This window comes from Paenibacillus sp. JT22N12, assembly GCF_056269365.1.
In genome coordinates this window covers 308860-322449 of record NZ_JBWDNU010000004.1, presented here as the reverse complement: position 1 = coordinate 322449, position 13590 = coordinate 308860, and the positions used below count along the sequence as shown (strand labels likewise).

General features: G+C 53.2%; 9 protein-coding genes and 1 tRNA gene. 2 read left to right on the top strand and 8 right to left on the bottom strand.

What is annotated here, in order from left to right; genetic code table 11:
• Positions 1 to 7 precede the first annotated feature (7 nt).
• The gene (locus AC0YOA_RS17080) at positions 8 to 952 is read right to left on the bottom strand and encodes an ABC transporter permease (RefSeq protein ID WP_210043157.1); all 945 of its coding nucleotides are present in this window, start codon (positions 950 to 952) and stop codon (positions 8 to 10) included.
• 15 nt (positions 953 to 967) lie between these two features.
• Entirely contained in the window at positions 968 to 2536 is a 1569-nt protein-coding gene (locus tag AC0YOA_RS17075) for an ABC transporter substrate-binding protein (RefSeq protein ID WP_475787605.1), read from the bottom strand.
• A gap of 378 nt (positions 2537 to 2914) precedes the next feature.
• Here AC0YOA_RS17075 and AC0YOA_RS17070 point away from each other — a divergent pair, with 378 nt between their 5' ends.
• On the top strand, positions 2915 to 3883 hold the full coding sequence (locus AC0YOA_RS17070) for a LysR family transcriptional regulator (RefSeq protein ID WP_475787604.1): 969 nt from the start codon (positions 2915 to 2917) through the stop codon (positions 3881 to 3883).
• Positions 3884 to 3961: 78 nt separating this feature from the next.
• Here AC0YOA_RS17070 and AC0YOA_RS17065 read toward each other — a convergent pair.
• Positions 3962 to 4036, bottom strand: a tRNA-Thr gene (locus AC0YOA_RS17065).
• Positions 4037 to 4193: 157 nt separating this feature from the next.
• Positions 4194 to 5699, bottom strand: a complete 1506-nt coding sequence (locus tag AC0YOA_RS17060; RefSeq protein ID WP_475787603.1) for a sensor histidine kinase — start codon at positions 5697 to 5699, stop codon at positions 4194 to 4196.
• 623 nt (positions 5700 to 6322) lie between these two features.
• Between AC0YOA_RS17060 and AC0YOA_RS17055 the strand changes: the two genes are divergently transcribed.
• Positions 6323 to 6541 carry a hypothetical protein gene (locus tag AC0YOA_RS17055; protein WP_210043205.1) on the top strand — a complete coding sequence of 73 codons (219 nt, stop codon included), beginning with the start codon at positions 6323 to 6325 and terminating at the stop codon, positions 6539 to 6541.
• Positions 6542 to 6628: 87 nt separating this feature from the next.
• On the opposite strand, the gene AC0YOA_RS17050 is transcribed toward AC0YOA_RS17055, so the two are convergent.
• The 4 genes from AC0YOA_RS17050 to AC0YOA_RS17035 form a co-directional block, all read right to left on the bottom strand.
• Positions 6629 to 8089 (bottom strand): MFS transporter, encoded by a 1461-nt coding sequence (locus AC0YOA_RS17050; protein ID WP_475769733.1) that lies wholly within the window; start codon positions 8087 to 8089, stop codon positions 6629 to 6631.
• A 7-nt stretch (positions 8090 to 8096) separates the two neighbouring features.
• Positions 8097 to 8543: a MerR family transcriptional regulator gene (locus tag AC0YOA_RS17045; protein WP_210043216.1), complete on the bottom strand. Its 447-nt coding sequence runs from the start codon at positions 8541 to 8543 to the stop codon at positions 8097 to 8099.
• A gap of 120 nt (positions 8544 to 8663) precedes the next feature.
• Positions 8664 to 9383, bottom strand: a complete 720-nt coding sequence (locus AC0YOA_RS17040) for a response regulator transcription factor (RefSeq protein WP_475787602.1) — start codon at positions 9381 to 9383, stop codon at positions 8664 to 8666.
• A 130-nt stretch (positions 9384 to 9513) separates the two neighbouring features.
• On the bottom strand, positions 9514 to 13359 hold the full coding sequence (locus tag AC0YOA_RS17035; protein WP_475787601.1) for a response regulator: 3846 nt from the start codon (positions 13357 to 13359) through the stop codon (positions 9514 to 9516).
• Positions 13360 to 13590: the final 231 nt, after the last annotated feature.

Below are 13590 nucleotides of genomic sequence, written 5' to 3'. Positions count from 1 at the left end.
CTTTCCATCAGGAATAACGGATTCTTGGGTCCAAGAATGCGTAAATAACATCGACCAGCAAATTCGTAAACAGAATGGTTCCTCCCATAAACAGGACGGTGCCGTTGACCACCGGATAATCCCTTTGCACAATCGCATTCAGCACCAGCTGGCCCATCCCGGGGAGGGAGAAGATGGATTCGATCAGAACGGCCCCCCCGAGCAGCCCTCCCATCTGCAGCCCGATCACCGTGATAACCGGCAGAATGGCATTTCGCAGTCCATGCCGCAGCAGCACCGCCTTCTCGCGCATTCCTTTGGCGCGGGCTACCTGAATGTAGACCTGACTGAGCACCTCGAGCATTTCACCGCGCAGCATTCTCGATTCCATAGCGGCGAGCGGAAGCGACAGGGCAATGACCGGCATCACCAGATGGTACAAATTGGAGCCGATACCCTCCGACAAAGGAACCCATCCCAGCGCCGGGAACCACCGGACAGTGACGGATAACAGGAAGACCAGAATGAGCGACACCCAGAAGGTAGGCACGGCCGCTCCGGCGAGTGCGATCAGGCGCCCGGTATGATCGATCCAGGAATTCGGGCGTCTGGCCGCCAGAATGCCCAAGGGCAGCGAGATGGCCAGCGACAGCAGAATCGCCAGGACGGAGATCTCAAGCGTCACCGGCAGCCGGGTAATGATCAGCTCCAGCACCGGCTGGCTGCCGTACAGCGAATGGCCGAAGTTGCCCTGCAGCGTATCCGACAGATAATCAAAGAATTGAACCGATAGCGGCTGGTCCAGACCGAGCTTGGCTTCCAGCAGCCGCACGGCGTCCGGACTCGCCTCCTCGCCCAGAATGGTGTGTGCCGGATTCCCCGGTACCAGATGGATCAGACTGAAGGTGAAAATAATCAGGAGCAAGGATACCGGGATAAACCACAGAAGCCGACGTCCCACATAACTGGTCATTGAAGCGTCCCTCCTTTACTTGCTGATGGTAGTCTTATGCAGCCGCAGCAGCTGATCCGGGTATACCTCGAAGCCCTGAACCTTGTCGGTCCAGACATCCACAACCGGCTGATAACCGGTGAACACGCCAGGTACTTCCTCCAGAAGGACGGAAGAAACCTCAGAATAAATCTTCTTGCGCTCCTCGGTTGAGCTGGATTCGCGCGCCTGCTGCATCAGCTTGTCGACTTCGAGATTGCTGTATTTGCCGTAATTGAAAGGCGCATCGGTGACAATGAACGCATAGCTGTTCTGGTCGGGATCGATCATTCCGCTCCAGCCGCCGCCGGTCGTCTGCCAGTCGCCGCTGTTGCGTTTCTCGGTGATAGCCGTGGAGTCCAGCGCTTCGATATTCATCTTGATCCCTACCTTGGCCAGTTGGCTCTGGAAAAGCTGGCTGAGCTGCAGCGTCTGAGGATCATTGGCGCTGAGCAGCGTGAAGGTGAAGCCATCGGGATTGCCGGCTTTCTTCAGCTCTTCCTTGGCCGATTCCAGGGAATAATCGATTTTTATGCCCGGGTCGTTGGCAAAGCCAGCCGGGGAAAAGAAGGAGTACCCCGGAACGAATTTGCCGAAATAGATCAACTGGTTGATTTCGTCCCGGTTGATGGCATAGTTGACCGCCCTGCGGTTGTTGACGTTATCGAACGGCGGTTTCTGCAGATTGAACGATAATCGGGAATAACCGAAAGAGGTGAGCGTTCCAAGCTTGAGATTCGGCGTATTTTCCACCTTGGGTATGTCCTGGAAGGGAATCGAATCCACCAGATCCACCTGTCCCGCAAGCAGCGCGTTCAACTTCTGCGATTGATTGACGATCGGCATAAATTCAACTTCATCCAGCTTGGGCTGGTCCTTTTCCCAATAGTCGGGATTCTTGCGGATGGTCAGATGGTCATTCTTATTCCATTCCACGAATTGGAACGGCCCCGTCCCTACCGGATTCATCTCGTATTGATCGCCGTATTTCTCCCTCGCGGTCGGAGACGCAATCAAGCCGGTACGGCCTGTAATCGTGGCAATGAACGGTGTGAACGGCGTTTTCAGCTTGACCACCAGCGTATAAGGGTCGGGGGAAGACAGCTCCTGCACCAGCACCAGATCGGAGCTGCGGGGAGAGGCATTCGCCGGATCCATAATCCAGTTCCAGTTATCGATAACGGCCTGCGCATTAAAGTCGGTGCCATCATGAAATTTGACGCCTTCTCTCAATGTAAAGGTATAGGTCTTGCCGTCATCGCTGACCTTCCATTCCGTGCTCAGACCGGGAATGAATTTGCCGTCGGGGGTCAGCTTGACCATCGGATCGTAAATATTGTTGTAGAGTTCTTCATCGATCAGCCTGGTGGATCTCGCAGGGTCCAGCGTGCCGAAATCGGAGATCGTGCCGACTCTCAGCTTTCCTCTAGCCGCTTCGGCGGAGGTCTCCGGCACATTCGACGCAGGAGCGGCCTCCCCGCCGCAGCCGCTTAACAGGAATGTGATCATGACAGCCAGCACGATGGGAATTAAGATCCTTTTATCAGGATTTATCCTTGATTTCATACAAGTCCTCCTCTAATAAAAAGCTTACTTGTAACCGTTGATCCGTTCTTTCATACCGCCCTGTTCCCTGACGCTTTCAGCAACCCTCATAATTATTTCTGAATATTCTGAATTTAAAATCCGATGAACACCGCCGCCCCCTCGCATCCTCTCTATGTAATATAAAATTACGTATATATGGCATTTCTATGTTGGTACACCTATAATAAGTCCGTATACTTGACTCGTAAATAACGTATTCTGAATGTTTAGATCAGATATTTGGATGTAAACGCATTAATTGGCGATATGATGTTATCTATAGTTACTTGAGTGCTGTGAAAATAAATCGCAATATTCCAGCATAGTGACATAAATTCTGACCGAGGGGTGGACAAATTGACATTTGAGCAGATCACGACGTTTTTGGCTATCTATCATCTGGGGAGCTACAAGAAGGCAGCCGAGCATCTATATTTGCCCCAACCCACCGTCTCCAACCGGATTAAACAGCTTGAGCAGGATCTCAACAAGCTGCTCTTTGTCCGCAGCAAAACAGGGATCCAATTAACCGAGGAGGGATTCGCCTTTCTGCCTTTTGCGAGGCGGGCGGTGAACTCAATCGAGGAGGGCCGCCGCGCTATCGATCAGCTGAGGCTGGGGCTCACCGGCAAGCTGTCCATCGGCTGCAACAATTCTTTCGCGGGTACGCTGCTTCCCTGGATACTGACCGAATTCAAAGACCACTATCCGGAGGTTTCCGTATGTATTCTCGGTTATTCCTCACGGGAGCAAATACGCAAAATAACCGACAACGAATTTCGGCTCAGCATCAGCCGTTATGCCTTGAACGTTCCAGCCCTGACTTTCAAAAACATCTATCAGGAAGACGTTCGCCTGATTGTTTCGCGGGATCATCCGTTGGCCGCCTGCGGAGTCATCACAATGGAGCAGGTCGCAGAGACTCCCCTTATCACCTATCATTCCGACACGCTCTATCGAAGAATGCTGGAGCTTACTCTCGGCAATCTGAATCTGCGCCATGAGATCAAATACGAAAGCAACAGCCTGTCCCTCATCAAGCATTGGATCATGGAAGGAAGCGGAGCATTCCTGTCCGGAGCGCTCATATTCCGCGACGAATTGATCCGCCGCGAAATGGCGGCTATTCCCATTAAATCCAACCCCTTTCCTCCCGAAAATGTATTTCTGATGTATAAAAAGGGCAGCTTGAACAGCCTCGACCAGCTCTTTATCCAACACACAACAAGACTCATGCAGCGTGAGGCCGCAGCCGGAGCGTTAGCCAATCTTGAGGGGGTGCAGCCCGATAATTCTGCCAGATCAAGAAGGCTGTATACCGATTAATTAATCAAAGGCTGGATGCCGGGCAGAAAAAAAGCGCGGTTCCCGAAATTCGGAAACCGCGCCGTTATTGGCATTGTATGGTGCTGATGAAGGGAATTGAACCCCCGGCCTACGCATTACGAGTGCGTTGCTCTACCCCTGAGCTACATCAGCATATTCACCGTCGCACGCGACGCGACTTTTATAATATATCGCAAAAACAAATCATTAGTCAAGCCTTTTGGGGACCGCGCAGCGGGGGTAAATATGACCTTTTTTACAGCTCTGGCGATCGTTCCACAATGGGTAATATCCATCAATGCTGCGGCTGTTAATCGGTCTGGACAGGCGGGCGCACGGGAATGTGCAGGGTGAACGAGCTGCCCTTGCCTTTCTCGCTTTTCAAGGTCAGCGAGCCCCCAAGCAGGCGGGCCAGCTGCAGACTGATAGAGAGCCCCAGCCCCGTTCCGCCGTATTTGCGGTTGATGGCGCCATCCTCCTGCTGGAAGGCCTCGAAGATCACCTTCTGCTTCTCAGTCTCGATGCCGATTCCAGTGTCGTGCACCGTGAAGGCCACCCGCTGCGGAGCAATCGGCCGTGCCGCCGGACGCACCCAGGTGGCGGGATTCCAGTTGAGGATACGCCTTCTCCCCTGCGGTCCCGGCTCGATGGAAGGAGCGCCGCCCTCCAGACGCACCGCCAGGCGGACCGTACCCTCTTCGGTGAACTTGAACGCATTGACCAGCAGGTTCCGCAGAATCTGGTTCACCCGCAGAGCATCGGTTTGCAGGCTGGCCGGCACATTTGGCGCGATGTCCAGCTCGAAGGATACTTTGTTCTGATCCGCGATCGGCATAAACTGCTGGTGCAGCATCTGCACCAGATCATGCGAGGATACCGGCTCAAAGACGATATCCATCTTGCCGGCCTCAACTTTGGACAAATCCAGAATATCGTTAATGAGCTGAAGCAAATCATTGCCGGCTCCATGAATCAGATCGGCGTACCGCACCTCGTCCCCTTCATAGCGCTCATCATCATTATCCCGTATAAACTGGGAGAGCAGAATGATGCTGTTAAGCGGCGTTTTCAATTCGTGGGACATATTGGCGAGAAATTCCGACTTGTATTTGGAGGCCAGCAGCAGCTCGCGCGCCTTCTCCTCCACCTCGCGCTTGGCCTGGCGCAGCTCGCGCGTCTGCCGTCTTAAGAGCATATTCATCGTGCGAAGCTCGTCGACACGGATTTGTTCCTTCTGAAAATCGCGGATAATAAAGACCAGCAGGCCGCTGAAGACCATTCGGATCGGCAGGGCATAACCGCCAATCTCACGCCAGTACTCATAAGCATCCATCGTATCGGAAACGCACATGATAACGGTTGAATTAATGGAATACAGGAGATTTACGACAACGACAACCAGAGCGCTTTTCCAAATAAAACGCCAACGCAGCTTTCTCAGCCAAATATTCAGAGCCGTACCGACAAGTCCGATAACGCCCATACTCAGAGCAGCCAGCCAGCTGTGGGGATCGTAATCGATGAAGAGCCGTCCCGCGCCGATGCCGACCCCGATGAAAGCAATCCAATATGGATTCGGCATCACCAGAATAGCGATAATCAACGGTACAAAACGCATATCAATCAGCGCCGTACCCGCCATTTTGCCGCCGAACACCATCGTCAGCCATCCGGCTATAATAAACACAGCAACCGTCAGCGCATATTTCACCCTCACGGAGGCGTGCTGGAAAATATATTTATACCCCAGATTAAACAGATAGGCCAAGGCAATCAACAGACTCAGATTAGCAAAAAAAACTTTGGCAAACATCATGCGCGATTCCTCCTGCCATAGTCGGGTACAACCGGCGGCTTCCTTCCGCTATTTGCATGCGCGCACGCAGCGTTCTTTTCAGATGATCGTCCCGCATACCTATTAGAAAGAATACCATATACGGGAACTGCGTGTGTGCGGCGCTCATCATTTTCAAGGAGCCCGCTGTATCATGCCCGAGCAACGCCCATACGAACACACTTCCATAACGCAAGCGCAAGAATATGCACCAATATGTTCAAAGTTCCGCCCCGATGCTTCAGGTCTGAACAACTGATTCGCCGCCTTAAATGTAAATGACATAGGGTCAATTACCCTTCTTTATATCCGGTGACTCATGACGCCTGAGCCTGCGGCGGCGACCCCTGTGCGCTGTCGTTTTTGTGCCTCATGCGAATGTCCGTCCATCTCCGAACTCCCCATTATTCTACATGAAACTCCATAAACATCCAGTTTCTCGCAAAAAAAGCATCGCTAATGTGATCTAAACCGACAGGAAAAGGGTAATATAAATTGTTAGCCAGGCATTAGCAAAGCAAACATGTACCTCATGTCTCCTTTATAAGCGATTAAATATTTTGGGGTATACTAAGCTTAATTCAAGATCGGAGGTGGTTACCGCAATGACTAAAATCATTACCTTTAAGAAGCATTCCGTTCCCGTTCATTACCCTTCCGAGCAGATCAGCTACATTGAGCTCCTTCACAATAAATTGCTTGAGATGGAATACAACTTTGACTTTCGCAAAAAATGGAAACGTATATCGTCCGTGGAGATGATTCGCGACGTGGCGATTTTACAATATAATGACGGCACAAAGCTTTACATGGAAGTTTGTTGAACTTATCTGAAAAAAAAGGACAGTAGCACGTTCCCGACCAGGCGGATAACATGCAGCTGTCCTTTGTTGTATCTGCAAAACAAAAACTTACTGCAGGGCGCTGCCGGTCTTGACCTGACGCTTCTCCGTGCGCCCGGCCCGCATCAGCGAAAGCACGCAGGCGATGACCATCAATGCGGCCATAACCCAGAATACCGTATGCAGGCCGTGGATGAATCCCGCAAGCGACTGATCCGGGTTGGCGAGACCCACCTGGGTACCCGAGAAAATCGCCAGCATGGCTTCGCGGGGAATACTCTGGGTCACAAGCGGAATCGTAAAGGCGACGCTCAGCATCATCCCCAAATTGGCGGTCATGGAGCGGATTCCGGAAGCTTCTCCGCGGAATTTGGGGCCAGCGGCATTCATAATACTGCTGGAATTCGGCGAATTGAAGAGTCCGGAGCCGATGCTCATCAGCGTCATCCAGAAGGCAAGCTGCCAATAAGGCGTATGAAGGCCCGTATCCATCGCCAGCCCGACCAGGCCGACAAAGCTGAAAATAATACCGACCGTTGCCGGCGACGTTTCGCCGAAACGGTCTCCGAGCCAGCCGCCGACAGGCGATACCACGAGCATGCCTGCAGCAAGCGGAATCGTCAAAATTCCGGCCATCAGCGCGTCATAGGACAGCGCGCCCTGAAAATAAAAGATCAGCATAAACATAACGCCCATGCGTGCAAGTCCATTCAGTGTAGCGGTGACGATGCCAAGCGAGAACACGACGTTTTTGAACAAAGGCAGATGCAGCAGCGCAGAAGCCTGGCGTCTCTCCGTTCGGATAAACAGCGGAAATCCGATAATGAAGGCAAGAAAAGAGATATAGACAACCGGGGAGTTCCAGGTCTGAATAGGGCCCCAGGTTAGTCCAAGCAGCAGGCCGGTCATGAAAATCATGTACAGCACCGACCCGGCAAAATCAAATTTCTTCGCGGCAGCCGTGCTCTTCACATCCTTCATTCCCATAGCCCACATGCCCCAGGCAATAGCGATTATGCCAAAAGGCACATTGAACCAGAAGGTCCATTCCCACCCGTACTCGGTTGTAAGCCACCCGCCAAGCACAGGGCCGATGATCTGCCCGACGGCGACCACCATGATATTCACGCCCAGCGCACGTCCGAGCTCCTCCCGGGGGAAGGCATCGGCGACGAGAGCGGTACTGTTCGCCATAACCATGGCTCCGCCAATCCCCTGCAGAATGCGAAATACAATCAGCATGGGAGCATTGGACGAGAACCCGGCTGCAAACGAGAAGATCGTAAAGATAATCATTCCCCACATATACATGCGCTTGCGTCCAAAGCGGTCAGCCAGACTGCCTGCCATGAGCACAGCAACGGTCTGGGCAACCATATAGGCGAGCATGACCCACATGGCCTGAAGAACGGATGCGTGCATGCCCTTGATTAAATCCGGAAGAGCAATAATTAATGTGCTGAAATTAAGCGCCGAGAGCAGCGCGCCCAGACTGGTTACCGATAGTATCCACCATTTCCGGTCATTCATATGCTTATCATTCCTTTGCAAAGTCATTCGTCTTCGCGGGCTGCTTGGCTTCTACCCGCTGAAGCCGTTCCTGAAATCGTTGTTTCATCTCCAGCATCCCCTTCACCTTCTCATCGATCAGGGATATTTGCCGGTTCAGCAGAACAGCAGCCTGATCCAGAAGGCTTGAGCGGCTGGAGTCCGATATTTCCTGGCGGTAGGTTTCCCGCAGAGCCGTCAGCTGCTGTTCGGCATCGAGAATCGTCCGGATTTCCTGCAGCGAGCAGCCGAGAACATTCTTCAACCGCAAAATATGCTCCATCTCCTCCGCTACTTCCTCGGAATAGAGACGGTGGCCTCCGCCAGTGCGCTCGACTTCCCCTATGAGGCCGATTTCTTCATAATAATGAAGGGTTCTCGCTGTTACGCCCAATCGTTCCGTAACCTCTTCAATGCTGTATTTCTTATTCTGCATTTCAACTCTCCTCATTATATACCTAACGTTTACGTAAAGGTATGGTTATTTTTTACCCTATAAACAAAAAAGGCCCTTATCCGCCGGTTTGCGAAATAGGCCACAATTACAATTTGAAATTTACCCGTCAGACTCCGTCATATATTTATACCCGACACCCCATACTGTACGAATATATTTGGGCTCTTTGGCATTCTGCTCCACCTTGCGGCGGAGATTGACGATATGTACATCAATGGCCCTGTCGGTTACGAAGGAATCGAATCCGCGAATCGCATTGATCAAATCCTCCCGGCTGAACACTTTTCCCGGATGCGAGAGAAATAATTTCATCAGCTCAAATTCGGAGAATGTCGTTTCGACCATTGCTCCACGGACAAGCAGAAGCCGGCGGTCCGCATCGAGCAGGATCTGCTCTTCCGGCAGTCTTGCTTCCGTGACCTCGGGAGAGGCAGCTCTCGCGGGAACGGCCTGCACCATTCGCGTCCTGCGAATCAAAGCTTCCACCCGCGCAGTCAATTCGTGCATGCTGAACGGCTTGCACAAATAATCGTCAGCCCCCGCGCGCAGAGCCTGTACCCGTTCGGAAACCTCGGATTTCATCGACACAATCATTATGGGGACACCCGAAGCTTGTCGAATCGTAGAACACAGCTTCATGCCGTCCCAATCGGGAAGCATCAGATCGAGCAGAACCACATCGGGTGGATACAACTCCAGCAGTTTGAGCCCGCAGTCGCCAGTGGCCGATTGCTTAACGGAATAGCCCTCTTCCGACAAATACATCGCTAACATATCGCTCATCATGACGTCATCTTCGATTACGAGTACCTTATTCAATGATTTCACCTCGGAATGGAAAAGAAATTGAAGATGGCTTCTTTCGTTAACGTTATATCCAATATACAATAAGGTTCGACCCGTCAACAATAGATTGTTAGAAAAATGTTAGGGGAATTTGTCGAAATTGTTATTTCTTGCGGTTGAGCGCCGATATCATCGGAGTCAAAACAATTTGGACACATGCGGCAGCCGAAGCGATCGCCAGCGGTTCGCGGGACTCCACAGGGGCCTTCAGCAGCGTTTCCAGCTGATCGGCCATGGCCGCAAGCTCCGCCGCGGACAAATTGCCGGCCACTCCCTTCAAGGTATGGGTCATCCTTCGCGCCAGACCATAATCCCCGCTTTGCAGCGCTTCGCGCAGCCGCACCTCGAATTCGGCATAATCACGGGCAAACAGCTTGAGCATATGGCCCAGAATATCCCTTTTGCCATTCACCCGCATGATGGCGGCGCCCAGATCCATTCCCGGAACCTCGTAAGGAAGCTCCTCTTCATGGCCCAAAATCGGTTCATATGCCTCACGCTGGCTCTCTCTGCTTGCTGAGGCAGCGCCAAGCCGGTTCTCTCTGCCTGCAAGCAGCCATTTCTCAATCATCTGCAGCATGCTTTCAGGCTGAATCGGCTTGGTCAGCACATCATTCATACCGAGCTGCATGTATCTCTCGTGATCCTCCCGGATTACATTCGCCGTGAGCGCAATAATCGGCATCCGGTCGTATTTGGAATCCGAGCGGATAATGCGCGCCGCTTCATCCCCGTCCATCTCCGGCATATGAATATCCATCAGCACCAGATCCCATCGCTGCTCCTCCAGCTTGCTCAGCACCTGCAGGCCATTCTCGGCGACCTCCACGATAAAGCCCCACTCGCGCAGCTGCTCCAGCGCCACGAGCTGATTGATTTTATTATCCTCGGCAAGAAGTACCGTTCCGCTGGGCGGCTTCGTGATTTCCACAGCGGAAGCTGTCTGGGCCGCGACGGATACATCGGATGACCGCTGGCATACCGCGAGCAGCGACTGGTACAGGCTGATTCGGTCTGCCGGCTTCACGATGATGGCATCGGGCCGGTCTGCCTCAGGCAGCTTGAGCAGCTCCTCCCGGCCGTAAGCCGTTGTCAGCGCAACCGTGGGAACCCCTCTTTGCGTTGCGGTTCTATGGAGTGTGCGCCAGGTATCCTCGCCGAACATATCCGGCATTTCAAAATCCAGCAGGAGCACGCTGGGAAGAATGCCGATGCCGGCCCGCAGCAGACGCTCGTGCACCGATCTCCAGGATCCGTGCGCAATCGCCGAGAATCCCATTACTTCCAGCTCGGCGCATAGATGATCGCACATGAGCGAATAGTTCTCGACCACCCAAGCCGACAACTCACCGTTGCGGCTTATTTTATACCGTTCCTCACGCGCCCCGGCCGTAACGGGCAGCTCCAGGGTAAAGGAGAAGCAGCTGCCCTCTTCCTCACTGCTGTCGACCTCAATCAAGCCGCCCATCATGCCTACCAGGCTTTTGACGATGACAAGTCCAAGGCCGGTTCCCCCGTACTTCCGGCTCGCCGCGCCATCCACCTGCATAAAAGGCTCGAACAGCTTGTCCAGCTGTTCCCGGGACATGCCGATTCCTGTATCCTCGACGAGAAAACGGATCTCCGCCCGGCCTTCCTCCGTGATCCTCACCAGCTTCAGCTGCAGCCGGACATGCCCCCGGTCCGTGAATTTGATCGCATTGATGCATAGATTAAGCAGAACCTGCTCCAGCCTCAGGGAATCCCCCACCAGCATCGTGGGCATATCCTGATCCATCTCGATAATGAACTCGAACTGCTCCTTGCCCCCAACGAAGACGGCAAGCAGATCCGCGAACCGGTGGATCATATCCCATGGATCAAAAGGCACCTCCGCCAGCTTGATTTTGCCCGCCTCCACTTTGGCAAAGTCGAGGATATCGTTAATAATGCGCAGCAACGCTTCGGACGAGGCGCGGGTCTTGTCCAGATAATCCTGCTGAAGACTGGTCAGCTCCGTCTTCTGCAGCAGGCCCGTCAGCCCGATAATCCCGGCAATCGGAGTCCTGATCTCATGACTCATGCGGGCCAGGAAGTTGCCCTTGGCGGTATTGGCCTCCTCGGCCTCTCGTTTCGCCTGCAGAAGATCGGATTGCGCTCTTTTCTGCTCGGAGATATCGCGCGCAATGCAGGAGTAGAACGTATCGCCCGTCCGGCTGTCCCGATGCGCCACCACAATTTTGGAGACGGGAACACTCTCTCCTTTCATCGTTGTCAGAAGCGCCTCGCTCTCATGAAAGCCCAGCTCCTTGGCAATCGCAAGACCGTGCAGCAGCTCCTTGACCGTACGCTGCGGAACAAGCTCCTTGGGCGATGTGCCGGCATACAGATCCACGCCCAGCAGCAGCCGGCCCGCATTGTTCATATACAAGAGACGCCCCAATTCATCGAAGGTGGCGATCAGATCCTTCGCAGCCCCCATGACTTCAAGCTGCTGGCTGCGGGCCTTCTCCGCCTGCTTCTGAATCGTAATATCACGGGCGACGCCCGCCTCCCCCATGAATCTGCCATCCTGATCGCGGATGCCGTTGGAGCTGTAGGCTACCGGGAAGCGGCCGCCGTCCTTGCGGACATATATCCACTCCCGGTCATAGGTGAATTGTTCCCGCCTCAGCTCGCGAAGCACGGACAGATCGGGGGGAACGCTGCGGAGCAGCCTGCGGCTCAGCCTTCTCGCTTCCGCCTGCAGGTCATCCGGGTCAATAAAAGTGATGGCTGTTGCCTTATTGACCACTTCCTCTGCCTTATAGCCAAGCATCAGCTCGGCGGCCTTGCTGAAGTAAGTGACCCGGTACTGGTCGTCAAGCACGATAAAAGCGAACTGATTCTGATTGATAATGGCCTCCAGCCGGCCGAACATGTCACGCAGATGCAGCCGCATGTCGTTGACGGAATGGGAAAGCTGCGAAATTTCGTCCCCGCCGTTTTCGGCGACCGCCTTGACGTCAAAATCTCCCCCCGCAGCGGCCTCCGTCGCTTTGAGAACTTTCTTGATCCGCATCACAATCCGGTTCATGAACAAGAAAAGCAGCACAATCATGACCACTTCCGCTATCGCGATCAACAGGACCGTCCGCAGCAGAATAGAGCCCAGCGGCTTCTCGATTTCATTCAGCGGCACATGCATGGCAATCCGCCATGTCGTGCCCGGCACCTTCGCGAAAAAAACGAATGAATCTCCCCCCGGTTCCTGCAGCTGGATGTAGCCGCTCTCACGGCCGAGGAGGTCTTGGGTCTGCGATCCGAACAGAAAAGGCCTGGACATGACAGAGCCCTTATCTGCTGCTTTAAGATCCGGAGATTCCAGAATATCTCCGGAATCGGTATACAGGAAAATATTATCCGATTCGGCTATATGAAAATTAAGATGCTCCCGGTAAATGCGGTCAGTCAGGATAGCGGCACAGACGACGCCGATTACCCGGTGTGCCTCGTCATTGACCGGAATCTGGAAGACCACAATCCGGTTTTGGGTCCAATCGCTGACGAAGGGGTCTGTGACTATCGTCTCTCCGCTCATTGCTCTTTTGAACGAGGGATCTTCCCCAATATTGATCCGCTTCTGGCTGGAGAGCGTCAGATCCCCGTCCGTATCCGCAAATCCCATCGTAACAAATGCCGAATCGACCCGCCCCGTCTCCTTGCTGAAATAGTTCAGGCGTTCGGCATCCGTCCCGTAGCGGACAATATCGGTGCGGCTCATCAATTCAATTTCCGTGCTTCTGGCCTTTACCCACTCGGCCAAATTATCCGCATTGTTCTTCACCTTGGCGAACGCATTGTCCGTAATCGCCGTGAGCACCGTCTTCTTGGTCATTCTATAATTGTCGTAGCCGACAATAGACAGCGGAATGGATGTAATGAGCACGACAAGAACCAGAATTTTGGTACGCAGCGATATCGTTTTCACCCCGGGTGTACCCCTTTCGCAGCAGCAGGCTTTATTGCATCTATTATACCGTTCATGCCAATAGCTTCATAGACGGACAAGATAGGGACCCGGACGTAAAAACAGGAGTAGAACCGGGGCATTCCCAAGAGTGAACATTCTATTCTTTGAGCTATCGGAAAGTATGGAATCTATCCTGTCTTTTCTGATATTTCCGAAGGAAGAAACCAGCTTTGCCGCCATAGGAGGATG

What these genes read in the sequence shown, in the direction of transcription:
- AC0YOA_RS17080 (WP_210043157.1), bottom strand. Translation starts at nt 952, where the DNA reads ATGACCAGTTATGTGGGACGTCGGCTTCTGTGGTTTATCCCGGTATCC.
- AC0YOA_RS17045 (WP_210043216.1), bottom strand. Translation starts at nt 8,543, where the DNA reads ATGCAGAATAAGAAATACAGCATTGAAGAGGTTACGGAACGATTGGGC.
- AC0YOA_RS17050 (WP_475769733.1), bottom strand. Translation starts at nt 8,089, where the DNA reads ATGAATGACCGGAAATGGTGGATACTATCGGTAACCAGTCTGGGCGCG.
- AC0YOA_RS17075 (WP_475787605.1), bottom strand. Translation starts at nt 2,536, where the DNA reads ATGAAATCAAGGATAAATCCTGATAAAAGGATCTTAATTCCCATCGTG.
- AC0YOA_RS17055 (WP_210043205.1), top strand. Translation starts at nt 6,323, where the DNA reads ATGACTAAAATCATTACCTTTAAGAAGCATTCCGTTCCCGTTCATTAC.
- AC0YOA_RS17060 (WP_475787603.1), bottom strand. Translation starts at nt 5,699, where the DNA reads ATGATGTTTGCCAAAGTTTTTTTTGCTAATCTGAGTCTGTTGATTGCC.